General features: G+C 69.2%; 26 protein-coding genes. 11 read left to right on the plus strand and 15 right to left on the minus strand.

Annotation, left to right across the window (positions count from 1 at the left end):
* Positions 1–208 precede the first annotated feature (208 nt).
* The 4 genes from ACQEVY_RS16160 (at position 209) to ACQEVY_RS16175 (ending at position 4,794) form a co-directional block, all read left to right on the plus strand.
* On the plus strand, positions 209–733 hold the full coding sequence (locus ACQEVY_RS16160) for a PadR family transcriptional regulator (protein ID WP_432949006.1): 525 nt from the start codon (positions 209–211) through the stop codon (positions 731–733).
* A complete protein-coding gene (locus ACQEVY_RS16165; RefSeq protein ID WP_432949008.1) occupies positions 730–1,416 on the plus strand; it encodes an ABC transporter ATP-binding protein in 687 nt (228 codons plus the stop codon). Before ACQEVY_RS16160 ends, ACQEVY_RS16165 begins: the two co-directional genes overlap by 4 nt.
* On the plus strand, positions 1,413–3,752 hold the full coding sequence (locus ACQEVY_RS16170) for an ABC transporter permease (protein ID WP_432949010.1): 2,340 nt from the start codon (positions 1,413–1,415) through the stop codon (positions 3,750–3,752). Before ACQEVY_RS16165 ends, ACQEVY_RS16170 begins: the two co-directional genes overlap by 4 nt.
* 496 nt (positions 3,753–4,248) lie before the next feature.
* Complete coding sequence (locus ACQEVY_RS16175; protein ID WP_432949012.1) at positions 4,249–4,794, plus strand: carboxymuconolactone decarboxylase family protein; 546 nt, start codon at positions 4,249–4,251, stop codon at positions 4,792–4,794.
* A gap of 130 nt (positions 4,795–4,924) precedes the next feature.
* Here ACQEVY_RS16175 and ACQEVY_RS16180 read toward each other — a convergent pair whose 3' ends face one another.
* The 4 genes from ACQEVY_RS16180 to ACQEVY_RS16195 form a co-directional block, all read right to left on the minus strand.
* Entirely contained in the window at positions 4,925–6,304 is a 1,380-nt protein-coding gene (locus tag ACQEVY_RS16180) for an AI-2E family transporter (protein WP_432949014.1), read from the minus strand.
* Positions 6,305–6,428: 124 nt separating this feature from the next.
* Entirely contained in the window at positions 6,429–7,151 is a 723-nt protein-coding gene (locus tag ACQEVY_RS16185; protein ID WP_432949016.1) for a transglycosylase SLT domain-containing protein, read from the minus strand.
* A 400-nt stretch (positions 7,152–7,551) separates the two neighbouring features.
* Positions 7,552–8,877: a PhoH family protein gene (locus tag ACQEVY_RS16190; protein WP_432949018.1), complete on the minus strand. Its 1,326-nt coding sequence runs from the start codon at positions 8,875–8,877 to the stop codon at positions 7,552–7,554.
* Between the two features lie 388 nt (positions 8,878–9,265).
* On the minus strand, positions 9,266–10,039 hold the full coding sequence (locus ACQEVY_RS16195) for an isoprenyl transferase (protein WP_432949020.1): 774 nt from the start codon (positions 10,037–10,039) through the stop codon (positions 9,266–9,268).
* Positions 10,040–11,364: 1,325 nt separating this feature from the next.
* On the opposite strand from ACQEVY_RS16195, the gene ACQEVY_RS16200 reads away from it, so the two are divergent.
* The 3 genes from ACQEVY_RS16200 (at position 11,365) to ACQEVY_RS16210 (ending at position 13,369) form a co-directional block, all read left to right on the plus strand.
* A complete protein-coding gene (locus ACQEVY_RS16200) occupies positions 11,365–11,700 on the plus strand; it encodes a DUF192 domain-containing protein (RefSeq protein WP_432949022.1) in 336 nt (111 codons plus the stop codon).
* 80 nt (positions 11,701–11,780) lie between these two features.
* Positions 11,781–12,932 (plus strand): winged helix DNA-binding domain-containing protein, encoded by a 1,152-nt coding sequence (locus ACQEVY_RS16205; RefSeq protein WP_432949024.1) that lies wholly within the window; start codon positions 11,781–11,783, stop codon positions 12,930–12,932.
* Positions 12,933–13,021: 89 nt separating this feature from the next.
* Complete coding sequence (locus ACQEVY_RS16210) at positions 13,022–13,369, plus strand: ArsR/SmtB family transcription factor (RefSeq protein WP_432949026.1); 348 nt, start codon at positions 13,022–13,024, stop codon at positions 13,367–13,369.
* Positions 13,370–13,378: 9 nt separating this feature from the next.
* Here ACQEVY_RS16210 and ACQEVY_RS16215 read toward each other — a convergent pair whose 3' ends face one another.
* The 5 genes from ACQEVY_RS16215 to ACQEVY_RS16235 all read right to left on the minus strand — a co-directional run bounded on the left by ACQEVY_RS16215 (position 13,379) and on the right by ACQEVY_RS16235 (position 17,490).
* A complete protein-coding gene (locus ACQEVY_RS16215; protein WP_432949028.1) occupies positions 13,379–14,173 on the minus strand; it encodes a class I SAM-dependent methyltransferase in 795 nt (264 codons plus the stop codon).
* Between the two features lie 114 nt (positions 14,174–14,287).
* Entirely contained in the window at positions 14,288–15,160 is an 873-nt protein-coding gene (locus tag ACQEVY_RS16220) for an LLM class flavin-dependent oxidoreductase (protein ID WP_432949030.1), read from the minus strand.
* A 207-nt stretch (positions 15,161–15,367) separates the two neighbouring features.
* Positions 15,368–15,706, minus strand: coding sequence for a helix-turn-helix domain-containing protein (locus ACQEVY_RS16225; protein WP_432949032.1), 339 nt, complete (start codon positions 15,704–15,706; stop codon positions 15,368–15,370).
* The gene (locus tag ACQEVY_RS16230; protein WP_432949034.1) at positions 15,703–15,972 is read right to left on the minus strand and encodes a type II toxin-antitoxin system RelE/ParE family toxin; all 270 of its coding nucleotides are present in this window, start codon (positions 15,970–15,972) and stop codon (positions 15,703–15,705) included. Before ACQEVY_RS16230 ends, ACQEVY_RS16225 begins: the two co-directional genes overlap by 4 nt.
* 585 nt (positions 15,973–16,557) lie before the next feature.
* Entirely contained in the window at positions 16,558–17,490 is a 933-nt protein-coding gene (locus ACQEVY_RS16235; protein WP_432949036.1) for a LysR family transcriptional regulator, read from the minus strand.
* 156 nt (positions 17,491–17,646) lie between these two features.
* Here ACQEVY_RS16235 and ACQEVY_RS16240 point away from each other — a divergent pair, with 156 nt between their 5' ends.
* Positions 17,647–18,294 (plus strand): dihydrofolate reductase family protein, encoded by a 648-nt coding sequence (locus tag ACQEVY_RS16240; RefSeq protein ID WP_432949038.1) that lies wholly within the window; start codon positions 17,647–17,649, stop codon positions 18,292–18,294.
* A gap of 105 nt (positions 18,295–18,399) precedes the next feature.
* Complete coding sequence (locus tag ACQEVY_RS16245) at positions 18,400–18,825, plus strand: hypothetical protein (RefSeq protein WP_432949040.1); 426 nt, start codon at positions 18,400–18,402, stop codon at positions 18,823–18,825.
* Between the two features lie 170 nt (positions 18,826–18,995).
* Here the strand turns inward: ACQEVY_RS16245 and ACQEVY_RS16250 are convergent, their stop codons facing one another.
* The gene (locus ACQEVY_RS16250; protein WP_432955241.1) at positions 18,996–19,601 is read right to left on the minus strand and encodes a hypothetical protein; all 606 of its coding nucleotides are present in this window, start codon (positions 19,599–19,601) and stop codon (positions 18,996–18,998) included.
* Positions 19,602–19,865: 264 nt separating this feature from the next.
* Between ACQEVY_RS16250 and ACQEVY_RS16255 the strand changes: the two genes are divergently transcribed.
* Positions 19,866–20,186 (plus strand): hypothetical protein, encoded by a 321-nt coding sequence (locus ACQEVY_RS16255; protein ID WP_432949042.1) that lies wholly within the window; start codon positions 19,866–19,868, stop codon positions 20,184–20,186.
* A 161-nt stretch (positions 20,187–20,347) separates the two neighbouring features.
* On the opposite strand, the gene ACQEVY_RS16260 is transcribed toward ACQEVY_RS16255, so the two are convergent.
* A complete protein-coding gene (locus tag ACQEVY_RS16260) occupies positions 20,348–20,728 on the minus strand; it encodes an AfsR/SARP family transcriptional regulator (RefSeq protein WP_432949044.1) in 381 nt (126 codons plus the stop codon).
* A gap of 186 nt (positions 20,729–20,914) precedes the next feature.
* Between ACQEVY_RS16260 and ACQEVY_RS16265 the strand changes: the two genes are divergently transcribed.
* A complete protein-coding gene (locus ACQEVY_RS16265) occupies positions 20,915–21,256 on the plus strand; it encodes a hypothetical protein (RefSeq protein WP_432949046.1) in 342 nt (113 codons plus the stop codon).
* 643 nt (positions 21,257–21,899) lie between these two features.
* On the opposite strand, the gene ACQEVY_RS16270 is transcribed toward ACQEVY_RS16265, so the two are convergent.
* The 4 genes from ACQEVY_RS16270 to ACQEVY_RS16285 are packed head-to-tail and all read right to left on the minus strand — an operon-like array spanning position 21,900 to position 23,964.
* Positions 21,900–22,463 carry an OmpA family protein gene (locus tag ACQEVY_RS16270; RefSeq protein ID WP_432949048.1) on the minus strand — a complete coding sequence of 188 codons (564 nt, stop codon included), beginning with the start codon at positions 22,461–22,463 and terminating at the stop codon, positions 21,900–21,902.
* A gap of 59 nt (positions 22,464–22,522) precedes the next feature.
* Positions 22,523–23,116: a hypothetical protein gene (locus ACQEVY_RS16275; protein WP_432949050.1), complete on the minus strand. Its 594-nt coding sequence runs from the start codon at positions 23,114–23,116 to the stop codon at positions 22,523–22,525.
* 15 nt (positions 23,117–23,131) lie between these two features.
* The gene (locus ACQEVY_RS16280) at positions 23,132–23,737 is read right to left on the minus strand and encodes a pilus assembly protein TadG-related protein (protein WP_432955243.1); all 606 of its coding nucleotides are present in this window, start codon (positions 23,735–23,737) and stop codon (positions 23,132–23,134) included.
* Positions 23,734–23,964, minus strand: coding sequence for a hypothetical protein (locus ACQEVY_RS16285; RefSeq protein WP_432955670.1), 231 nt, complete (start codon positions 23,962–23,964; stop codon positions 23,734–23,736). The genes ACQEVY_RS16280 and ACQEVY_RS16285 overlap by 4 nt, the downstream gene beginning before the upstream one ends.
* Between the last annotated feature and the right edge of the window lie 29 nt (positions 23,965–23,993).

Here is a 23,993-nt window from a genome sequence, read left to right on the forward strand (position 1 = left end):
GCCGAAAGCGGAAGAAGGTTGCCCTGCGCCCCTGCGTGTGAGGCGTCTCGCACCGGACGGTTCGGACCCTCTCGCCCCACGAGGACGCCCCCGCCGCGTGTAGCAGAACCGTGACAATCGGCCCCGACCTGCCCTCCCGTACGCCCTGCCGTGGCCTACACACGGCGCGTATACACGCGGTGTATACGCGGTGTGTAGAGTGCTCCGCATGTCCATCGGTCACACCCTTCTGGGGCTCCTGGAGTCGGGACCGCGTCACGGTTACGACCTGAAGCGGGCCTTCGACGAGAAGTTCGGTCACGACCGGCCGCTGCACTACGGCCAGGTCTACTCGACGATGTCGCGGCTGCTGAAGAACGGCCTCGTGGAGGTCGACGGCGTCGAGGCGGGCGACGGTCCGGAGCGGAAGCGGTACGCGATCACCGAGGCGGGCGTCACCGACGTCCAGCGGTGGCTCGCGACGCCGGAGAAGCCGGAGCCGTATCTCCAGTCGACCCTCTACACCAAGGTCGTCCTCGCGCTGCTCACAGACCGCAACGCCGTCGAGATCCTCGACGCGCAGCGCTCCGAGCATCTGCGCATGATGCGGATCCTCACCGACCGCAAGCGCAAAGGCGATCTCGCCGACCAGCTGATCTGTGACCATGCCCTCTTCCATCTCGAGGCCGATCTGCGGTGGCTGGAACTCACCGCCGCCCGCCTCGACAAACTCGCCGAGGCGGTGATCCGATGACCCCCGAAGGTTCCCTGCTCGCGGCCGTCGACCTGCGCAAGACGTACGGACCGACCGCCGCGCTGGACGGCGCGGAGTTCTCCATCCACCCCGGCGAAGTCGTCGCGGTGATGGGCCCGTCCGGCTCCGGAAAGTCGACCCTGCTGCACTGTCTCGCCGGGATCGTGATGCCCGACTCGGGCTCGATCACGTTCGACGGCCAGGAAATGACGACGATGAACGACGCCCGGCGCAGCGCGCTCAGGCGCTCGGAGTTCGGCTTCGTCTTCCAGTTCGGCCAGCTCGTACCGGAGTTGAGCTGCGTGGAGAACGTAGCCCTGCCGCTGCGTCTGAACGGCACCAACCGCAAGGCGGCCGAGCGCACCGCCCTGCAGTGGATGGAGCGCCTGGAGGTCGACGACCTCAAGGGCAAGCGGCCCGGCGAGGTCTCCGGCGGCCAGGGGCAGCGTGTCGCCGTCGCCCGCGCACTGGTCACCAGCCCGCGTGTGGTGTTCGCCGACGAGCCCACCGGCGCGCTCGACTCCCTCAACGGTGAGCGTGTCATGGACCTGCTTACGGACGCCGCCCGGTCCGCCAACGCCGCCGTCGTCCTCGTCACGCACGAGGCCCGCGTGGCCGCGTACTCGGACCGCGAGATCGTCGTACGCGACGGGAAGTCCCGGGACATGGAGCGCGTCGTATGAAGATGCGTCAGTGGTCGCGCGACCTCGGCATGGGACTCAGGTTCGCGTTCGCCGGCGGACGTGAGGGGTGGGTCCGGGCCCTGTTGACCGCGACCGGCGTCGGGCTCGGTGTGGCACTGCTGCTGCTGACCACCGCGCTCCCGAACGCGCTGGCGGTGCGGGAGAATCGAGAGGAGGCCCGCAACGACCTGCACTACGGCGACACCAACACCCAGGTGCCCGAATCGGACCGCTCCCTCCTGATCGCGCAAACGGATACGACCTTCCGCGAGACGGTCGTCCGGGGACGTGAGCTGAAGCCAGAAGGGCCGCGGGCCCCGCTGCCGCCCGGCGTCGACGAGTTCCCGGCGGACGGCGAGATGGTGGTCTCCCCCGCGCTGAAGGAGCTTCTGGAGTCCGACTCCGGAAAGCTGCTGAGGGAACGGCTGCCCCAGCGGATCACCGGCACGATCGGCGAGAGCGGGCTGATCGGCTCGGCCGAACTCGCCTTCTACCGGGGCACCGACGGACTCTCCGACCCGGGCAGCCGTAACGGGGTGGCTCGCATCGACCGTTTCGGCCCACAAGGGGCCGACGAGCCGGAGAGGACGGACCCCGTCCTTCTGCTGCTGATCCTCGTGGTCTTCGTGGTGCTGCTGATGCCGGTCGCCGTGTTCATCGCCGCGGCCGTACGGTTCGGCGGCGAGCGGCGCGACCGGCGGCTCGCGGCCCTCAGGCTGGTGGGCTCCGACAGCCGGATGACCCGGCGGATCGCCGCCGGTGAGGCGCTCGCGGGCTCGATGCTCGGCCTGGTCCTCGGTGCCGGATTCTTCCTGATAGGACGTCAGATCGCGGGCTCCGCCGAGATTCTCGACGTCAGCGTCTTCCCGAGCTACCTCGACCCGACACCCACCCTCGCCCTGCTGGTCGCGATCGCGGTCCCTGCGGCCGCGGTGGGGGTGACGCTGCTCGCACTGCGCGGGGTCGTCATCGAGCCGCTCGGCGTGGTGCGCACCGCCAAGCCGCCGCGGCGCCGGCTGTGGTGGCGGCTGCTGCTGCCGCTGGCCGGACTCGGGCTGCTGTACCCGATGATCGGGCAGGGCCGGGAGAACGGCGAGTTCAACCAGTACATGGTGACCGCCGGTGTCATCCTCCTGCTGGTCGGCATCACCGCGCTGCTGCCCTGGATCGTGGAGGCGGTCGTCGGGCGCCTCGGCTCCGGCGGCATCGCCTGGCAACTGGCCGTACGCCGCCTCCAGTTGAGCAGCGGCACGGCGGCCCGGATGGTCAACGGCATCGCGGTGGCGGTGGCCGGGGCGATCGCCCTGCAGATGCTGTTCGCCGGCGTCGAGGGCGACTACACGAAGAACACGGGTCAGGACCTCTCGCGCGCCCAGATGACGGTTCGCCTGCGAAGCGAGGTCCCACTGGCGGAGGCCGACCAGCAGCTGAAGCAGACCAAGGGCGTACGGCACACGCTCGCCCTGTCCGACGGTGCGGTGTCCGACCGAAGGAAGGACCCCGTGAACGCCGCGAACCTGACCGTCGGCGACTGCGCGGCCCTGCGCGAGGTGGCCAAGCTGCCCTCGTGCCGCGACGGCGACCTCTTCACCGTCGAGAACGCCGAGTACGACCCGAGCATGCCGAAGCTGGGCAAGCCCGGCCGGAAGCTCTACATCGACCCGTCCTACGCCGGTTCACGGGGCAAGGAAGTCGCCTGGACGGTGCCCCGGGGCATCAAGGAGGCCACCGCGGGCAAGGACCCGACGGGCTGGGCGCGCGAGGGCATCCTGGCCACACCGGGCGCCCTGCCCGCGAAGGCCATGCCGGCCCTCACCGTCGGGGTGTACGTCGGGCTCGACTCATCGGTGCCGGACGCCGGCGAGTACGTACGGAACACAGCGATACGACTCGACCCGCTCGCGGACTCCACGACCATGTCCGCGACCGAGCAGTCCCGGCGCTTCGAGTCCATCCGTACGGGCCTGTTCGTCGGCGCGGCCTGCGTCCTGCTCCTCATCGGCGCGAGCCTGCTCGTCTCCCAGATGGAGCAGCTGCGCGAGCGCAAGAGGCTCCTGTCCGCCCTGGTCGCCTTCGGCACCCGGCGCCGCACGCTCAGCCTGTCGGTGCTGTGGCAGACGGCGATCCCGATCGCACTCGGCCTGGCCCTCGCCTCGGCGGTGGGCCTGACCCTCGGCGCGGTCCTGCTGAAGATGTCGAGCGTCCCGGTACGCGTCGACTGGGAGAGCCTGCTGGCGATGACGGGCATCGGCGCGGGGGTCGTCCTCGTGGTGACGCTCTTCAGCCTGCCGCCGCTGCTGCGGCTGATGCGGCCGGAGGGCTTGCGCACGGAGTGATATAGGGGGCTCCGCCCCCTATGACCCCCGCTCCTCAAACGCCGGAGCGGCTCAAATACGGCCGGAGGGGGCCGCGCGCCGAGTAGGTACAGGGGCGCCGCCCTCTGGACCCGCTCCCGCAAAGCCGGAGGGGCGGGAAATACGGCCGGAGGAGCAGCGCACCGAGCAGCTACAAGGGCACCGCCCCTGTCCCCCGCTCCTCAAACGCCGGAGCGGCTCACATACGGCCGGAGGGGCCGCGCACCGAGTAGCTACAAGGGCACCGCCCCTGGACTCCGCTCCCGAAAAGCCGGAGGGGCTGAAATACGGCCGGCGGGGCAGCGCACCAAGTAGGTACAGGGGCACCGCCCCCTGGACCCCGCTCCCCAAAAGCCGGAGCGGCTCACATACGGCCGGAGGGGTCGCGCACGGAGCAGCTACAGGGGCTCCGGCCCTGTCCCCGCTTCCCAAGGTGCCGGAGGGGCTGAAATCAGCCCCTCCGGCATAGTGTTGCCGCATGGCTCTCGAGGTGCTGAAGTCCGCGATTCCCGACTACGCCAAGGATCTGCGGCGGAACCTCGACTCCGTGATCGGCGAAAGTCCGCTGCCCCAGCAGCGGCTCTGGGGCACAGTGCTGGCCTGCGCGATCGCCTCGCGCTCGCCCCTGGTGCTGCGTGAGGCGGCTCGGGAAGCCGCCGCGGCGCTGTCTCCCGAGGCGTTTACGGCCGCCAAGTCCGCTGCCGCGACCATGGCGATGACCAACGTCTTCCACCGGACCCGGCATCTGCTCTCCGATCCGGAGTACCGGAACCTGCGGGCCGGACTGCGTACGAACGTTCTCGGGCACCCGGGGGTCGACAGGATGGACCACGAGTTCTGGTCCCTCGCCGTGTCCGCCGTCAACGGCTGCGGTGACTGCCTCGACTCCCATGAGCGGGCGCTCCGCAAGGCCGGCGTGAACCGCGAGACGATCCAGGAGGCGTTCAAGATCGCGGCAGTGATCCAGGCGGTGGCGGTCACGCTGGACGCGGAGGCGGTGCTTGGCGCTCCGCTGGGTGCGTAGTCATGAACCCGCGGGCCGGTGGGGGCTGGTCGCGCAGTTCCCCGCGCCCCTTTCGGGCCTGCGGCCCTCAAGTGGGGCGCGGTACCGCGCCGGACTTCACCGAGGCCGCCTAGCGGAGTAGCCCCGAGGGCTACTCCGCTCGCGGCGTATCCGAAGGCGGCGCCTCCACCGGGGCCCCAGCCGGAGTCTCTGCCGGCGGCGGAGTCGGCCGCGGGCCCGCCCCCGGCGCCGCGTCCGTCGCCGTAGCCCCATGCGGTGCCGGAGAGTGTCGTAGCGACGCCTCTCGGGAGTGGGCGCGCAGGTAGCCGACCACCGTGTTCGTCACGGCGACCAGTGGTACCGCCACCACCGCGCCGCCGATCCCCGCTACCAGGCCGCCCGTGGCGACCGCGAGCACCACCGCGAGGGGATGGACGCGTACCGCGCGGCCCAGGATGAAGGGCTGGAGGATGTGGCCCTCGATCTGCTGGACCGCCAGTACGACGACCAGGGTCATCACGGCCGTGAAGACGCCCTGCGTCACCAGAGCGACCACCACCGCCAGCGCCCCCGACACGACGGCGCCCACGAGCGGGATGAACGCGAACAGGAAGATGAATACGGCGAGCGGAACGGCCATCGGGACATCGAGGAAGAAGATGCCGAGGCCGATGAAGACGGCGTCGATCAGGGCCACAAGGACCGTGCCGCGTACGTAGGCGGTGAGTGTCCGCCAGGCGCGCGGGCCCGCGCCCGCGACGCCGGGGCGGGCGGCGGCCGGGACGAGCTTGAGCGACCACTGCCAGATGCGTTTGCCGTCGTAGAGCAGGAACAGCGTCGAGAACATCGTCAGGAGGATGCCGGTCAGCGCCTCGACGATGACCGTGACGCCTTCCAGGCCCGCCGAGGTGATCTCGTCGGTGTTCTCGCTGATCGCCTCGCGCAGGTTCTGCGCGATGTCGTTGATCTGGTCCTCGGTGACATGGAAGGGGCTGTTGAGCAGCCAGCGGCGCAGTTCGTCGATGCCGTCCTGGATCTCGTCGGAGAGGTTGTCGATGTTCTCCATGACCTGCCAGGTCACGAACCACCCGATGAGCCCCATGATGACGAAGCCCAGGATCGCGGTGAGCGCGGTGGCGAGCCCGCGCGGCACCCCGGACCGCTGCAGCCGGGCCACCGTGGGCTGGAGCAGCGCGGTGATGAGCAGCGCCGCCACAAAGGCGAGTACGACGAGTTGTACGGCGCTGATGATCCGCATCAGCACCCAGAGGGTGCCCGCGAGAACGAGCAGCCGCCAGCCGGCCTCGGCCGCGACCCGCATCCCCCACGGCACGGCCGCCGCGGGATCGGGACGGGGAGGGGCGACGGCAGGGGCGTACGAAGGCGGGGGCGGTACGTGCTCGGGAGCGGGGGCCTCGGAGTCCTCCTGGATGTCCTTCTCGGCCTCGGCTCGGCGCCGCTCCTCCAGGCGCTCTCCCATGCGGGTGAACCCGGCACCGACGCGGCCGAGCCACCCTGGCACTCGCGACATGATCCGTCCTTTTCCCCCTGAGCCGCCCACCACTCCCCCCGGAGTTGTCGCGTCCGACCGTACATGCGGAAAGCCCCTCACCGAAGGACGGTGAGGGGCTCCGCGAGGTTGAGCGACGAGCGGGTCAGTACCAGTTGTTGGCCTGCCAGAATTCCCAGGCCCCGCACGGGCCGCCGTACCGGTCTTCCATGTAGTTGAGACCCCACTTGATCTGGGTCGCCGGATTGGTCGCCCAGTCGGCGCCGGCCGAGGACATCTTGGAACCCGGCAGCGCCTGCATGAGGCCATAGGCGTCGGAGGTGGGGTTGTCGGCCCGGTAGTTCCAGTCGGACTCGTGGTCGACGATGGCGCTGAAGCACTGGAACTGGCCCGCGGGGACCATCTGCCGCGCCATCGCCTGGATGTCCGCGACGGAGTACGAGGCCTGGGGCGCGAAGCTGGACGGGTCACGCGTCGCGGAACGGCTGGCAGCTTCCTGCCTGGCCTCCTCGCGCTCCTTCGCCTCCTGCGCGGCCTTCTTGGCGGCCTTCTGCTTGGCGACGGCGTCCTCGGCGGCCTTCTTGCGCGCGGCTGCCTCGGCGTCCTTCTTGGCGGTGGCGTCCGCCGCGATGGCCTGAGAGTCCGCCTGCTGTGTCAGGGACGCGGTCTGCACCTGGGCCTGCTGGCCCGCGGGAATGTCCGCGAGGAACGTCGAGCTGCCGACGAGTGCCTCGGCGTCTTCCGACGGGGCCTGCGTGGTATTACCCGAGGCAACACCGACGACACTGCCGACAGTGGTGACCGCGGTGGCCGAGGCCACTGCGAATCCCCGGACCGAAATCCGGCTCACACGGTTTCCTTCCAGCATCGCCCGCCGCGGTGACCCTGGCGGACGCAATCGTGCCCCTGGCACTGGCCTCCCAACAGCGGGGTCACGGGAGGCGCGGGCCCGGTGGGCAACTCCCTTGCGGGGAGCGCCGCTTGGTGCTCGGGCGGCATACGACGACAGTATGGAGTTCTTGGGGTGCTTCTGTTGTGCCGTACCGCTGGGGGTACAGGTGTGTCGTATGCGGGGCCTGACAGGACTGAGACTCTGCCGTAACCCGACGGCGGGAGGCAATTCTGTGGTGCGTGTGAAAGGTCACACCTTGTTTGGCCCAGGAGATATTCGGAAACCCGCACACGCCGAGGCGCCGCCCAACTAGGCTCACTGCCTTTGCTGGACGGCGCCAACTAGCGCGTAACCGCTATGAAGTTGAGCACTTCGGTCAGATCTGCCCGTCCTCCAGCATTTCCGTCACCAGTGCCGCAATCCGGGACCTCTCGGACCGGGTGAGGGTGACATGCGCGAAGAGCGGATGCCCCTTCAGCTTCTCGATGACGGCGACGACTCCGTCGTATCGACCGACCCTGAGATTGTCCCGCTGGGCCACATCATGGGTCAGAACGACCCGTGAATTCGCCCCGATGCGGGACAGAACGGTCAACAGGACGTTCCGCTCGAGGGATTGGGCCTCGTCCACGATCACGAACGCGTCGTGGAGGGACCGGCCGCGGATGTGCGTGAGCGGCAGGACCTCCAACATGCCGCGCGCGGTGACCTCTTCGATGACCTCGCGGCTGGTGACCGCCGACAGCGTGTCGAAGACCGCCTGCGCCCACGGGCTCATCTTCTCGGCCTCGGTGCCGGGCAGATAGCCGAGCTCCTGCCCGCCCACCGCGTACAGCGGCCGGAAGACCATCACCTTCTCGTGCTGCCGGCGCTCGAGCACGGCCTCCAGGCCCGCGCACAGGGCCAGCGCCGACTTGCCGGTGCCGGCCCGGCCGCCCATCGACATGATCCCGACGTCCGGGTCGAGCAGCAGATCCAGCGCTATACGCTGCTCCGCGCTCCGCCCCTTGATACCGAAGGCCTCCCGATCGCCGCGTACGAGACGGACGTTGCCCTCGGCCGTCATCCGGCCCAACGCCTTGCCGCGCTCGGAGTGGATCGTCAGCCCGGTGTGCACGGGAATCTCGGCGGCTTCGGGGACGAAGACATGCCCCTCCTCGAAGAGGATGTCCACCTGCTCACCCGGCAGCGTCAGTTCGGACATTCCGGTCCAGCCGGAGGAGTCCGTGACGGCGAGCTCCGCGCGGTACTCCTCGGCGAGGAGGCCGACGGAGGACGCCTTGATGCGCAGCGGCAGGTCCTTCGACACGACCGTGACATCGAATCCCTCGGCCTGCAGATTACGGGCGACCGCGAGGATGCGGGAGTCGTTGTCCCCCAGGCGGTAACCCGTGGGCAGCACGCTGGGGTCCGAGTGGTTGAGCTCGACACGGATCGACCCGCCCAGGTCCCCGATGGGAATCGGGGCATCGAGGCGGCCGTACTTCACGCGGTAGTCGTCGAGCAGACGCAGGGCCTGCCGGGCGAAGTAACCGAGTTCGGGATGGTGCCGCTTGGCCTCCAGTTCCGTGACCACGACGACGGGCAGCACTACTTCATGCTCGTCGAAGCGGTTCATGGCGTGCGGGTCGGCCAGCAGGACGCTGGTGTCGAGAACATAGGTGCGCCGGTCTGGCATACGGCGCTTTGTGCTGGTCACCACGGAAGGACGTACCCCCTCGGATGAGGTCGGGGAGCGACGGAGAGGAACTGGACCGGTCTCTGGCACCGATGCACGGGCCGAGGACCGGCCCTCCGCTTCGTCCGTACTGACCGCACGGTCGGGCTGGTGCAAAGGGCCTCCCGGGCGGACGGCCCCGTGCCGTCCGCTGAGATACGACACCCGTGGTTCGGGTGTCGACCTGGAGGGCTTATGCCCTGGATGAGGCGCGGCCATGCCACGGCATATGACGGCGAGCGCGTTAACTCCAGATGACATACATCACTGGGTCCGCACTGGGTCCCTACTGAGTACGCGGTTGAGTACGCCCTTGAGCGCGCCCTGTTCAGGCCCTTTTCCGACGAGTTGCCCGCGAGCTGCCGGCGGAGGCTCAGCCTCCGTAGCGCCGGTGTCGCGCCGCGTAGTCACGCAGGGCGCGCAAGAAGTCGACCTTGCGGAAGGCCGGCCAGAAGACCTCGCAGAAGTAGTACTCGGAGTGCGCGGTCTGCCAGAGCATGAATCCGGACAGCCGCTGTTCGCCGCTGGTACGGATCACCAGGTCGGGGTCGGGCTGGTCACTCGTATAGAGGTGTTTGCCGATCATGTCGACGTCGACACTCTCGGCGAGCTGCTCGATGGAGGTGCCCTTGTCCGCGTGGTCGAGGAGCATCGAGCGGACGGCGTCGGCGATCTCCTGACGGCCGCCGTAGCCGATCGCGACGTTCACCACTATTCCGTCGACATGGGCCGTGGACTGCTCGGCCTCCTTGAGGGCGGTCTGCACATGCGAGGGCAGGATGTCCGCCGTACCGACGTGATGGACGCGCCAGCGGCCGTCGGCGGCGAGGGTGCGGACGACGTTCTCGATGATCCCGAACAGCGGGACCAGCTCTTCCTGCGGCCGGTCGAGGTTGTCCGTGGACAGCAGCCAGAGGGTGACACGCTCGACATCGGTCTCGGAACACCAGCCGAGGAACTCCTCGATCTTGTCCGCGCCGGCACGGTGGCCCTGGGCCGTGGTGCTCCCCGCCGCCTTCGCCCAGCGGCGGTTGCCGTCCATGATGACCCCGATGTGCTTGGGCACCTGGTCGTGGTCGAGGTGGACCTCCACCCTGCGTGCGTAGACCCTGAGCAGCAAGCGGCGCAGGTTGTCGCGCAGGTTCACGTTATTAGTCAGCCCCTCCGTGCAGATGGCGATCCCCCGAGGGCGACACCCTACCGCTGTGGGGGCTGGGGGTACCCGGGTGTGCGCCCTGCGCGCGGGCCGAGGGGCGGTTTTCCGCCCCCGCCACCCTTACCCGTCCCATACCAAGGGGCTCCGCCCCTGGACCCCGCCGGGGCTGCGCCCCCGCCCCCCCTTCGGGGCTCCGCCCCGGACCCCGTTTCGGGGGCCAGCCCCCGGACCCCCGCTCCTCAAACTCCCCCAGCTACCGCTGGGGGGACCCCCAAGGGGCTGAATTTTGCGCGGCAAACGCCGGACGGGCCGATCTTGCTCGGCGACCGCCGGAGAGGCTGATCTAGCGGGGCCATCGCCTGGAGAGCTGATCTTGCGTGGCGGTAGCCAGAGGGGCTGTTTTGGCGTGGCCATCGCCCGAGGTCCGGGTTCGGCGCGGCCCTGAGCCGCGCGGCGGCGCCGATCGCCCGAAGTCTGGAACGGCGGCGGCTGAGCCTTGTCAGCGCGGGCCGGCACCAACCAGCCCGTCCGGCGCTTGAGGACGAGGCCATCCAGGCCGACGGGGGTCCGGGGCGAAGCCCCGAGCGCAGCCCGGGGGCGCAGCCCGGGGGCGCAGCCCCCACTCGGGGCCCGTGGGCGCAGCCGCTGAGTGCGGCCGGGGCCGGGCCGGTCGCCCGAGGGCTGATCCGGCGCGGCCGAGCCTCGTCAGCGCAGGCCCGCATCAATCAGCCCGTCCGGCGCTTGAGGACGAGGCCGTCCAGGCCGACGGGCCCGAGGCGGAGCCCCGAACGGGCCCGTGGACGCACCCCTGACGGGTTCCGAGGCGGAGCCCCGAACGGGCCCGTGGACGCACCCCTGACGGGTTCCGGGGCGGAGCCCCGAACGGGGGTCCGGGGGCGCAGCCCCCAGCGGGGGTCCGGGGCAGCGCCCCGGGATGGGATGGGTAAGGGCGGCGGGGGCGACCACACCCAGCCCCACCCGGATGTGGACAAAAAACGGGCCGGTCCGTGGGGGGGAGACGGACCGGCCCGAGGGGGGGTTTCCACCATAACCCTTCGTAAGTGCTGCTGCGTGCATCTGCATGAGATAACTACTCTCCGAAACCGTCCGACAACGCCGGGGTGGGTGCGGAGACGTTCATTCAGGGCCTGATCATGGCCGAATCACAACGGAATCCAAGGAGAACGAGTGGGATGAGGAGGAATTCAGGGGTTTCTGACCGCTTGCGGGGTCTTCGGTGACATGTTCTCCGGAGTCCTCCACAAGGGTGAACCACCCACCAACCCCACTTGACGCCAGTCGCTAACTTCGCAGCCATGCCCACCTTCACCACCCCGGACACCCCGACCCCCATCCCCCTGGAACTCGCCGAGTCCCGCCGCGCCCGACGCCACGGCCTCCTCGGCCGCGACGGAATCGAAGGTGCCCTCCTGCTGACGCCCGCGAGCGCGGTGCACACGGTGGGCATGCGGTTCGCGATCGATGTCGCGTACCTGGACCGGGAGTTACGTGTCCTGGCGGTGCGGACGATGCCTCCGGGACGTATCGGACGGCCCAGGTTCCGGGCCCGGCACGTGCTGGAGGCGGAAGCCGGCGCGATGGAGGGGTGGGGCCTGCGGCCCGGGGTGCGGGTCACCGTACGGGACTTCTGAGCGGGCCTTCCGGGTCCCGCCCGCGCGCAGCGCAGCAAAGAGGACAGAAACTGACCTCGTTCGGGACTAGCGTCGCCACCATGACTTCGAGGATCACCTGGGACGAGGCAAGCGCACGCCGCTATGGGCGACAACTGCTGCGTACGCCCGCACCGCCCGGCACACCACCCGCCGAGGTCGTAGCCACCCTGCTCGCCACCCACGCGCAGGTCCTCTCCGCGGCCGAACTCTCCGTGGGCCTACGACTCGGCGGCGCCACCCGGCAGGACGTACGCGCTGCCCTGTGGGACGACCGCAGCGTGGTGAAGACGTACGGCCCGCGCGGCACGATCCACCTCCTCGCATCCGCCGAACTCCCCTTCTGGAGCGCCGCGTTGACCGCGATCCCCGAAGGCCCGAGCCCGTTCCCACCGGATGTGCGGATGACGCCCGCGCAGGAGGACGAGGTGGTCACCGCGATCGGTGACGCCCTCGACGGGAAGCAGCTGACCATCGACGAACTGACCGAGGAAGTCGTCGCGCGCACCGGGCCCTGGGCCGGTGACCTGGTGATGGAGGCGTTCCAGGGCAAGTGGCCGCGCTGGCGCCAGGTGATGCACCGGGCGGGCCAGTCCGGCGCCCTGTGCTTCGCCCCCAACCGCGGCCGCAAGGCTACGTACACCCGCCCGCCACGCTTCGAGCCGCTGCCCGCGGAGGAGGCCCTCGCCACGCTCGTACGCCACTATCTGCACGCGTACGGTCCGGCCACCCCTCAGCATTTCGCCAAGTGGGTTGCCGGTCCGAAGAGTTGGGCCGCCGATTTGTTCGCCGCCCTGGCTGCCTCCGGTGGGATCGAGGAGGTCGACTTCGAAGGGTCGCCCGCCTGGGTCGTGGCGGGCGACACCGGCTTCCCGTCGGAGGGCGTGTGCGGGGTGCGCCTGCTGCCGTACTTCGACGCGTACGCCATCGCCGCGCAGCCACGGGAGCGAATGTTCCCCGGAGCCGCGTACCAGCGGGCGCTGGCGGGCGGGCAGGCGGGGAACTATCCCGTGCTGCTCGTCGACGGCGTGGTCGCCGGCGTCTGGCACCAGCGGCGGCAGGGCAAGCGGACGACGGTCACGGTGGAGCCCCTGGGGCGGCTGAGCGCGGCGCAGGAGCGGGAGCTGAGGGAGCAGGTGGATCGGGTGGGTGAAGTCCTCGAGGCCAGTGCGGAGTTGGTGGTGGGGAAGGTGACAGTCGGCCCGCACGCATAACCAGCCAGCTTGTCGACCACCGCTCGACCACTTCTCGACCGCTGCGACGGTTTCGACCGCTTGTCCGGCCGCGTCGTTACGATGACGTCATGGGCCACGGAGTGGATGAGAAGAGCACCCGCGAACGTCTGGACGCCGTGGGCGCCGTGGACGTCGCCGCCACGCTCCAGGCCCTGGCCACTCCCTCGCGGCTGCGCATACTGGCCCGCCTCCAGGAGGGCCCCTGCGCGGTCGGCGAACTCGCGGAGGCGGCGGGCCTCGAGCAGTCCGCCTGCTCGCATCAGCTCCGGCTGCTGCGGAACCTCGGGCTCGTCACGGGTGAGCGGCGAGGCCGGTCGATCGTGTACGCGCTGTACGACCACCATGTCGCGGAGCTGCTGGACCAGGCGCTGCATCACGTGGAGCACCTGCGGCTGGGCCTGCGGGACGAGACCTGAACCCCCGGTTCACGGTTTGCGGGCCTCGATGAGCTGGCGGGCGCTGTGGGTCACGAACGGGCCCTCCGCCTGTATCTGTTCGTGCAGGGTGCGCAGCCGGTCCCGGTACTGGTCGACGGTGAAGCCGGGCACCATCCACACGACCTTGCGCAGGAAGTGCACGACGGCCCCGATGTCGTAGAACTCCATCCGCAGCCGTTCCGCCCGCAGGTCGACGATCTCCAGCCCGGCGGCTTCGGCGTCGGCGCGCTCGCTGTCGGGGTGGCGGTCGGCGCCCTGCCCCTGCGGTTGCGGGCCGAGGAAGTACTCGACCACTTCGTAGGCGCTCCGCGGGCCCACGTGCTGGGCGAAGTACGTACCGCCCGGACTGAGGACACGCGCGATCTCGGCCCACTGCGGGGCGACCGGGTGCCGACTCGTGACCAGGTCGAACGTCTCGTCCGCGAACGGCAGCGGGGCGTCCTCCGGCGAAGCGACGACGACCGTGCCACGCGGGCGGAGCAGGGCGGTGGCCTTGGCGACGTTCGGCGGCCAGCCCTCGGTGGCGACCATGAGCGGCGGGAGCCGGTCCGCCGAGTTGAGGACTTCGCCGCCACCGGTCTGAATGTCGAGCGCGGCTTCGGCCTTCGCCAGCCGCTCCCCCATAGCCCTCGCGTAGCCCCACGACGGGCGCGCCTCGGTGGCCCGCCCCTCGAACCAGGAGAAGTCCCAGCCCTCGGTGGGCGCGGCTTCGGCTTCGGCGACGAGGTCTTCGAAGGTGGTGGGTGACTGGGGTGACTCGGGTGAGTGGGCTGACTGGCTCATGGGGCTGATCGTGGCAGCAGGTCGTCTCGGCCGGCGACTGGATTTTTCCGGCCACGACGACGGAACTCCCGCGTCACGGCTCGTAGCTGCCCCATGGGCCCATGGGTGATTGCCCTACGGAACGAGTGGCCGTACGTCCTCCGCGACGAACCGGACGAAGCCCTCGGGGTCCGGTTCGTCGGCGGTGGGCTGGAGGATCACGGTGTCGGCTCCAGCATCGATCAGGCGCTGTACGCCCTGGGCGACCGTGTCGGCGTCGCCGGCGGCTCCGAGGCCGGGGATCTTGTCCTCGCCCTCGGCGGTGAGTTCGGCCTTGAGGCGGGCCTGGGCGTCCGGGCCGGTGGCGGTGAGGAGGTAGACGACGATGCGGTGGGGGTCGGTGCGGGAGACCAACTTCCGCCCCTCGTCGATGAGTTGGCGAGCCTTCCGTACGCCCTCCGGCGGGGTGCTGGCGGTGAGCAGCGTACCGTCGGCGGCCTGGCCGGCCAGGCGCAGCGAGCGCGGACCGGTGACACCGGCGAGAACTTCGGGGGCGGTGGGCGGCGGCCAGTCGAGGGCGACGTCATCCAGCTTCACGTACCGCCCGTCGGTGGTGACGCGCTCGCCGCGCAGCAGGTCCCGTAGCGCATCGAGATACTCACGTAGCAACGTGACCGGCGACTCGGCCCGCGCCCCCACCTGCCCCATCCAGCTCTGCACCCCGTGCCCGACGGTCAGCGTGAAGCGACCGGGGAACAGCCGGTCGAGCGTGGCGGTCTCCATGGCCGTGACGGCAACGTTCCGCAGAGGCACGGGCAGCAGCCCGATCCCGACCCGCAGCCGCTCACTCCAGGCAAGCGCGGCGGCCGCGGTGGAGATCCCGCCCTCCAGGAAACAGTCCTCCCAGAGCCAGAGCTCTTCGAGTCCCGCCGCATCGGCGGCACGGGCGACGTCTCGCAACTTTTCAGGCGGCAACTGAGGGCGGAACACGGCACCGAGAGCAGTCATGACCTCTTCCTAACCCGAGATCACGACATGAACAACTGATTTTGCGCCGAGCGCAGACGTACCGACGTGGCGCAATCGCCCCATTGCCGCACGCGTGATCAACTCACCTGCCCCACAAGGGAGATGGAGACGACACCGATGGGAACAGGGCGGTATGTGGCGCCGACAGGCTCCGGCTCCCGGACCGGGTGACCCCAACGCCAGCTGCTACGCGGCCCGTTCGCCGAACGCCACCGTGTTGTGCCCGTCGGACACCACGTGGACGTCCACGGTGACTTCGAGGGCCACGGCCAGCCTGACGAGCAGGTCGGCGGTAACGGGCAGCAGCCCGCCCAGTTCGACGGCCTCCACGTCGTCGGCAGTCATCCCGAGTCGCTCCCCCAGCGCCGACTGCGAGAGCCCCAAGGCCGTACGCCGGTCGTACACGAGCTGCCCCAGGTCATGCGCCAACCGGATCTGCTCCCGCTCGGCCACGACCTCCGGGGGCTCGGTGTATCCCTCGGCGGCCTTGCGTTCGCGCGCCAGTCTCCAGCGGGTGTGGTTCACAGTTCCTCCCGGAAATCGCGCGTGAACTCGTCGTGCGCGGGACCATGCTCTGCCTCGCACAGCACCTTCGCTTGCTTGGCACGCTTGACCTCTGCTTCCTCCCGCATCCGGGTCTTTCTGAAGACCGTCAGCAGGACGATGCGCCGTTCAGGGGCCAGCCAGTACGTCACCCGTATGGCATTGCCGTCCTGGATGAACCGCAGCTCGCGCACGCCCTCACCCGGATTACGGGAGTGCGGCTCACCGAGCGTGGTCGGTGACGACAAGAGGATCTCAGCCTTCTCCTCGGCCTGCCGGTAGTGCTGGGGAGAGAGAGTTTGAGCCAGAACCTCACTTCTGGTTCAAGCTCGATCACATAGGGTTCGGGCACGCCGAAACCGTAGGCACCCGCGCGGGCGATCCGTTCGGTTTTCCAGTCGGCGTCACCCACAGGTGTGCCCCTGTCCCACGTAGGCCCTCGCACCCTTCACCGGCAGCATCGCCCACATGCGCGTCCCGCGCCCCGCTCGCGGGCCTCCCCAAAGCCCCAGTCACCGCCACATGCCCGGACCACGCAGGCCAGTACCCGCAGGGCTGCACGGCGTCTCGCGTCGCAGGCCGCCGCCAGGCGAGGGTGCGAGTGGCGGGGGTGACCGTCGTAAAGGATCACCCGGAGAACTCCCTCCCTGTAGCGGAGGCACAGGTAGACGTCCGTCGCGGGCGTGAACTGGCAGGCACAGGCGGTCAGTTCGCTCACCACTTGGACCGCCGCGTCCGTCAGGTCATGCGCTCCGTGCGTACGCAAGATCGTGCGGGTCGCCGCGCGGGCGACGGCCGCCGTGCGGCATCGCTCTCGTTGGAGCCAGTGCTCCTCAGCGGCGAACTGCACTCGTGCTGGATCGGCTGATCGGCGTCGGCTCTTCCGCCTCGGCCCGGTTCGGTGGTGGGGACTGTGATGCCAGGATCTCGATCAGTGCGGTTGTGGCGGGTGGGTCTGGTGGGTCGCCGTAGGTGGCGGCGTAGATGCGGCGGGCGTTGCCGGGGAGCAGTGTGGTGTGGATGCCCGGCGCCCGGTGGGCCTGCAACGCCAATCCGTTGAGGATGGCGACACCCATGCCGGCGGCTACCAGCGCCTGGGAGACGACCGTGTCGTCGCAGGAGTAGGCCATACGTGGTGAGAAGCCGGCGCGTTCGCATGCCGTGATCGTGGCGGCTCGGCAGCGTTCGCAGCCGCCGACCCATGCGGAGTCACGGTGGTCTTCGAGACGCTGGTCGGGCTGGTCGCTGACGAGGTAGAGGGGGTCGTCCAGCAGGTGGGTGAGCCGGAAGCCGTCCTCCTCCAGCGGAGTGTCGGCATGCCGGAATATCAAGGCGATGTCGACATGCCCCGAGCGCAGCATCTGCAGGCCCTCGACCGGGTGGGCATCGACGAGGTTCAACTCGATTCCCGGGTGCCTGCGGGACAGCTCGGTGGCTGCCTTCGGGACGAGGGTGCTGAGGACCGTTTGGAAACCTGCGAGTCGTACTCGTCCGGCACGGAGCCCCACGCGGGCGGCCAGTTCCACAGATGCGGCGTCCACTCGTCCCAGGATCTCGGTGGCCCGCTGCGCCAGGAGTTCGCCTTCGGGGGTGAGTCGGATACCGCGGCCCACTCGTTGGATGAGCTTGGCCTCGGTGGCGGCTTCCAGCCGCCCCAGGTGGTGGCTGACCGACGGCTGGGAGTAATGCAGCTCCGTCGCCGCTTCGGTCACCGATCCAAGGCGGGCGACCGCCTCCAGCACTTTGAGGTGAGTCAGGTTCAGCATTAATTAAGTTTATCTATGAGACCTGGAATGAATTGGCATTGGACGTCATGACAGCGGTGCGGTCATCATCGCTTCATGACCGAGCTGGTCCGACGTAGCTCGACCAGCAGGAGACAGACGTAGCCCGACCAGCAGGAGACAAAGGAGTCGCCAGCCATGTCACTCGCCCGCGTCCACAACTTCGCCATCTCGCTCGACGGCTTCGGCACCGGTGAGCCCCAGAGCCGTGACGCGCCGTTCGGCCACGCCGGGGAGCGGCTGCACGAGTGGATGTTCGCCACCGGGTTCTGGCACGAGAAGACCCGCCAACCCGGCGGGAGTCGCGGGCTCGACGACGCCTTCGCGCGGCGGTTCGAGCCCGGGATCGGCGCGGAGATCATGGGCGCCGGGAAGTTCGGTTACCCCGGATGGCAGGAGGACCCGGAGTGGAAGGGGTGGTGGGGGCCCAACCCGCCCTTCCACACACCGACCTTCATCCTGACCCACCACACCCGCCCGTCGATCGAGATGGAGGGCGGCACGACGTTCCACTTCCTCGACACGTCGCCCGCCAAAGCGCTCGAGACGGCTCGGGAGGCCGCGGACGGCAAGGACGTACGCATCGGCGGCGGCGCCACCGTGATCCGCGACTTCCTCGCCGCCGGGCTCATCGACCACATGCACGTCGTGGTGGTCCCGATCCTGCTCGGCCGCGGCTCACGCCTCTGGGACGGACTGGAGGACCTCCAGAAGGACTACGAGGTCGAGGCCACCTCCTCGCCGAGCGGGGTCATGCACCTGACGTTCACCCGAGCAGGGCTCTGAACCGCCTCGGTCATTACGTCCAGGGCACCTTTCGAGGCCAGTCCCGTCAAGATCATCCCACTCGTAGCAAACGCGACCGCCCGTGCATCGGGGCAGACTTGGCGGATGGAGACGAACGCCCCGTGGTCGCTGGCAGTTGCCTGGGACTGGATGGAGGAATGCGCGCGGTCCGCCGACGCCACAGTGCGAGGAGCCGATTCCTGTGTTCCTCCTGTCGCAGAGGAGTTGGTGCTGGCCGCCAGGGCGAGCGCGTTGAGCCAGTGGTATCCGTTCACCAGCCACAACTATCTTCGGTTCGAGGACAGCCCCGCGTTCTGGACGCCTGGCACACAACCCAACGTGCACGAGCTGACGGGGTCCATCTCCTTCGACACCGGTGGGCCGGAGGGCCGTCCCTCCTTCCGGGTCTGGAGCGGCCTCCTTCTCCGGAAGCCCGACCCCGTACTCGTACTCGCCACTCCGAACGCTGCCGAGGCCGTAGACGCACTGGTAGGGCTACTAACGGCTCACGGCGTGGAGAGCCGACCGTAGCGGCGTCTACGCAGAAGGATCACTGGGGAGCCACGGGCTTGGTCAACGATACGACGTTGCTGCTCGACCTCGACGGGGGACTTTGAAGACCCGACATGGCCGGCCGGGCGAGGGCGGCCTGGACCGGCTGCAGCGGTCGGGCCGGCGAGGTGCAGGCCAGGCGCCGATTCTCAGTTGGTCCAGACGACCGGGCTTTCGCGGTACGCGTCGCCCTCCTTGAACGAGGCGCCGATGATGGGCGAGCTTTTCGTGGCGCTGAGCGCGCAGGTCTCGTACGACGCGCCCTTGGTGGTGAACTCGGTGGGCGCGGCCTCGCGGTCGCACTTGCCCGGGATGTCACCGAACAGTACGACGCCCGTCCCGGCGCCACCTTCCAGCACACCGTCCAGCTTCAGCGACGCGTAGGCCAGGTCGGTGCCGCCGACGTTCTCCACCTTCATCTTGATGAAGTAGGGCGTCATTCCCTTTGCCTTCTCACCGAAGGGGGCCATGTCGGCCTCGGCGCCCTTCTCGATCGCTGTGACGGTTACGGCGATGGTGCCCTTCTTCTCGCTCGTGTACTCGAAGGGCAGGACAGCCCTGTCGCCGACCTTGAGTTCCGTGCCCGGCGCGGCGACGTCACCCTCGGCCGGCGGGGCACTGTCGTCGCCGCTGTCGGCAGTCGGGCTCTCGCTGCTCGGCGCGGACGAGGCCGGGGCCGGGGCTGACGCCGCCGGCGAATCCTGCGCCACCGGCTCTCCCCCGTCGCCGGCGCAGGCCGAAAGCCCGAGCCCCATGGTGGCCAGAGCAGCCGCGAACACGATACGTCCCTTGTGCACTACTACTACCTCACTGGTAACGAGAGCTGTCCGATACGGCAGCTTGGAACAGTCGATGGTTTCCAGAAATGACCGACCACACGGCCGGACATGCCAGAGCGGCTTCATGCGCGCCCGCCACGGCCGGTGTCAGCCCTGTATGACGGGCACAGTAGACCGGCTCGGTCGCTGAGTGTGCCGGTCGTTTGCCCCACAAGAAACGGCAGCCGCCTCGTCGGCCAGGTGTCTCGCAGCGGTGTCGTCTCCCGCCGCAGCCCGCAGCCGGGCGAGCCTTTCCAGCACACCCGCGAGCAGGTACGGGTAGTCGATACCCCGGGCCACCTCGACCGCGTGCTCCCCCTGGCCGATCGCGACTCGCAGATCATGGCGGTCGTACAGGCGGTGATCGAGCAGGTCGATGAGAACACGGGTCTCGAACATGGGGTCATGGAGTGCACGCGCGACCTCGACGCCTTCGAGGAGACGGCGACGCGCGTCGGCGTACTCACCTCGGGCCAGGTGGAGACAGCCCCAGGCGTGGGCCGTGTAGAACACGCCCGATGACCCGACCTCCCGGGCATACGCGGTCAGCTCGGTGAACGACTCCTCAGCCTCCGCCTGACGGCCGAGCGCGAGCTGCGCCTGGCCGAGCCAGTAGGTGTCCCGCGCGATCAGGGCCCGGATTCCCTGCTTCCTCGCCCCGGCGACGATCTCCGTGAGGACCTCTACCGCGGCCTCTGGCCTGCCCGCCTGTAGATGAGCGAGGCCAACCTGTGAGTACGCGTGCAGCGCCGCCGCAGCCTTTCGAAACGCGCCGCGTCCAGCTCGTCACGGTCGGCACGCAGCAGGTAGCCCTGGCCCTCCCTGGTGATGCGTCCTGAATCCCCCAGGTGCTGCCGGAGTCGGTGGACGTAGGTCTGCACGTTCTTGGCGGCACTCTTCGGCTGCCCCTCGCCCCAGAGCGCCTCCGCCAGCGCATCATCGGGGACCGGCCGGCCCAGCCGGCACAGCAGGACCGCCAGGAGCACCCGCCCTTTCGGCGTGCCCAGTTCCAGCGGTACGCCGGCCCGCCACACGGTCAGCGGGCCCAATACCCCGAAGTCCACAGCCGCCCCCGTCTTTCGACGGCAACTGTAACGGCCGCCGGCTCGTCACCGGCCCGACAGAGTGACGTCAGCCGCATCGGCCACTCGACGGGCTGTAGCCACCGTTGTCGCGCGTCTTGGATCCCCAATCCGGTGATGCCGAGCCGAACGGCCCAGCCCCGGCAACTTCCATGGTGGGCTGGGGACATGAACGTCACCGAACAGCGCGGCAAGGGTGAGGGCCCGGCCCGGAAGGTCAGGGTCCGCGTGTCCATGCCCGCGGGCCTCGTCGCCGCGGTGAAGGCGCGGGTGGGGGCGCGCGGGTTCTCGGCGTATGTCAGCGCGGCGGTGGAGCGGCAGATTCAGCGCGATCTGCTCGAGGAACTGCTCCAGAAGAAGGAGGCGGAGATCGGCTCGCCCGCCGCCGAGGTTCAGGAGGAGGCCGTGGAGGCCTTCGGTGAGGCCGAGCCCATGGCTGCGAAGGAACGTGCCGCGCAGGGCTACGAGGGAAGCGCGGGTCCGGAAGGGCACGCATACCGGGCCAGTTGACCCTTGAGTACTGCTCCTCGACCGCACGGGTCCAGTCGGGCAGTAACGGGAAGTTTTGGGACATCCCTCGGGGGCTCCACCTGTTCCAAACCTTCCAATCATCCCCCGGGCGGTCGTTGCGGGCCTCCCCGCTCGGACCTGTCGGCCTGAACCCGCCCTGGTTGCTTCGGAGTTGCGGCGATTCAGCCGCCCGCCCCGGGCCCCGGACCGGTTACGGGAAAGTGTGACACTTGACCCCTTCAGTGTCACATTTTCCGTAGCTCACCTACCCACCCGGCCGTCGGCCGCTGAGCCGGCCCGGCGTGCTGGCGAGGCGCGAGTGCGCCCACGCCCCCCCGGGTGACCCCGTTCCCCACCGCACCCTCGGCCGACCCGGGACACCCTTCCTCGGGCCGCCCGCTCGCTTCTGACCCGTGCTGGAGCGGCCCGAGTCAAGGGTCGGCCGGAGGTCGATCGGCGTAGCCGACGCGTAGCGCAGCGGAGCGCCCTTTACTCGGGACGTGGAAGCACGACACTGGCCAAGAAGCGGGCGGTCCCTACGGCAACTTGATCAGCTGACGTAGGCCCTCGCCCGCGTCCCGGCAACTCGCGGCGGCATGGCTTGCGAGCAGCCCAACCCGACCGGCCGACGCGTCAGCGCCGCTCAGTCGCCCTTCGGGAACGTCACCTCGACTCGGCGGTTCTTGCGGCGGCCCTGTTCTGAGGTGTTGTCTGCGATGGGGTAGTCCTCGCTGTAGCCGCGTACCTCGAAGGTGACGTCCGGGCCCAGGCCGGCGGCTGCCAGTTCGTCGTGGACCACCTCGGCCCTGTTCTTGGAGAGGGTCACACCATGGGCGTACGAGCCGAGGTTGTCCGTGAAGCCGAAGACGCGGACCTTCGTCGCCTTCTGCGCCTTGATCTCCTCCGCGATCGCCTGGATACGTGACCGGGCATCGGGGTTCAGTTTCGAGCTGTCCTTGGGGAACAGCACCTCCGCCTGCAGCGCGAACGTCACGTCCTCGTTCGTGTCCTCGCGACGTTCCTCGCCACCCAGGTCTTCGACGACCGACTTGATGTCCAGCACCCGCGCGGGCGCGAGCGTCGCACCGTCGGCGAGCTTCAGGCCGGGGCTGTTGGCGGCCACCTCCGGTGCTTGGGGGGTGGTGACGCTGCCCGGGGGTTCGCTGGGGTCGCCTTCGTCGGCGTACACGGGGGTCAGAGGGGTCATGAAGACGAGGGCGGTAGCTGTGGTTGCGGTGATCCGTAGGGATGAGGGGAGCGGCATGGTTACTCGCCCTCGGTGAGTTCGATGGAGGCCGGGGGCAGGGCGCCGACCTGGAAGTCGACCTTGGTGGTGTCTTCCGGCGGGGCAGGGAACTGGGCGTACCAGTCTGCCGATTCGCCTTGCCGAAGAGCCCCGCTGAACCTGGTGCACAGGCACCGTCCTTCGGTATCGCGAAGGATGAGGTACTTCTTCTTGCCTTCCTGGTCGACGAGGCTCGCCCCCGCGACGGACCCGCCGTTCTTGGCGAGTTCACGCTCGTCGCCCCTCCAGTCGGCCGCCACCCATGACCCGCTGCTGCCGTTCGTCACCGTGCCCTCAACGGTCACGAATCCCCCGTCGTCACGCGTGGCAGAGGTGACCTTCAGCGTGATGCCGTCGCCCGTGGCCTCGGCAAGCACCTGGTCCGGCTCGGCGGCTTCGGACTCCTTACCCTGGTCGTCGCCCTTGTCGTCGTCCTTGGCCGGGGCGGACGACGCTGCCTTGTCGGGCTGGTCGTCACCACCCCCACCGCAACCGGCCACCGTAAGGACCAGCCCAGTCGTGATCGCCACCGCGGTCAGTACCGTGCGGCCCTTCATGGTGTGCCGAAGATTCATCGGTCCGGCTTCCTTTCACTCAGCCAGTTGCACAGAGAACAGCACGGATGCGTCGGGAAGGTCGTCCAAAACGAAATCTTCGGGGTCGATCTCGATGGGTTCGCCGTCACAGTTGAGTTCGACGATGTCCGTGGGGTCGTCGGGTACCTCAAAGTCGCAGCGGGGCTTGATGATGGCCACGGCATCGGCCGTGGCCTGCATGTCCTCCGTGCCCGGAATGATCGACTCTCCGACCGTGTAATTCGTCTCGATCTCCACCCGGTATCCAGGAGAGTCGCCCTCGGCCCACTCCTCGATGGCCAGGACGGTCGCGTCGTTCTGGGCGGCCAGCTGCTCGGCTGCGGCTTGGGCTCCGACCCCGGTGGCCTCATTCGGATCGAGCCAGTCCAGCCAGTTGTCGTCTACGCCGATGGCGCCTTCCAGGCCCTCCATCAGCTCGTCGCGATCTTCCTGGGCAGCCGCCAACGCAGCGGCGTCCGCCGCAGATTGAGCTCCGTTGCGAGCGAACGCCGCTTGGGCAAACACAAAGAGTGCGACAGCAGCGAAGAGCAGAATCGCCGTCAGCCATATGTAGATCGGGAGAGTCTGCCCTCGGTCGCCGAAGTGTCGTCGAGCCGTCAGCCTCCGATGACGTCGTTCACGGCGTCGAAAATCGCCTGCGAGATGAGCCCGTCCAAGCCCAGCCCGTCGATCAGCGTAAAGATCCCCGCAATCAGAATCATCAGCCCCGCATACTCCACGAAGCCCGCCCCGCGATCCCGCTCGCTCCCCCGCATCCGGGAGACAACGGTCCGCCTCCACGTCCCGAGCCCGCGCTTGACGCCGTGCATCGACATCTTCGCCACCATGGCCGCTGTCCTCCCGTCCAACAACACCA

The organism is Streptomyces sp. CA-288835, assembly GCF_050936385.1.
Taxonomy (GTDB): domain Bacteria; phylum Actinomycetota; class Actinomycetes; order Streptomycetales; family Streptomycetaceae; genus Streptomyces.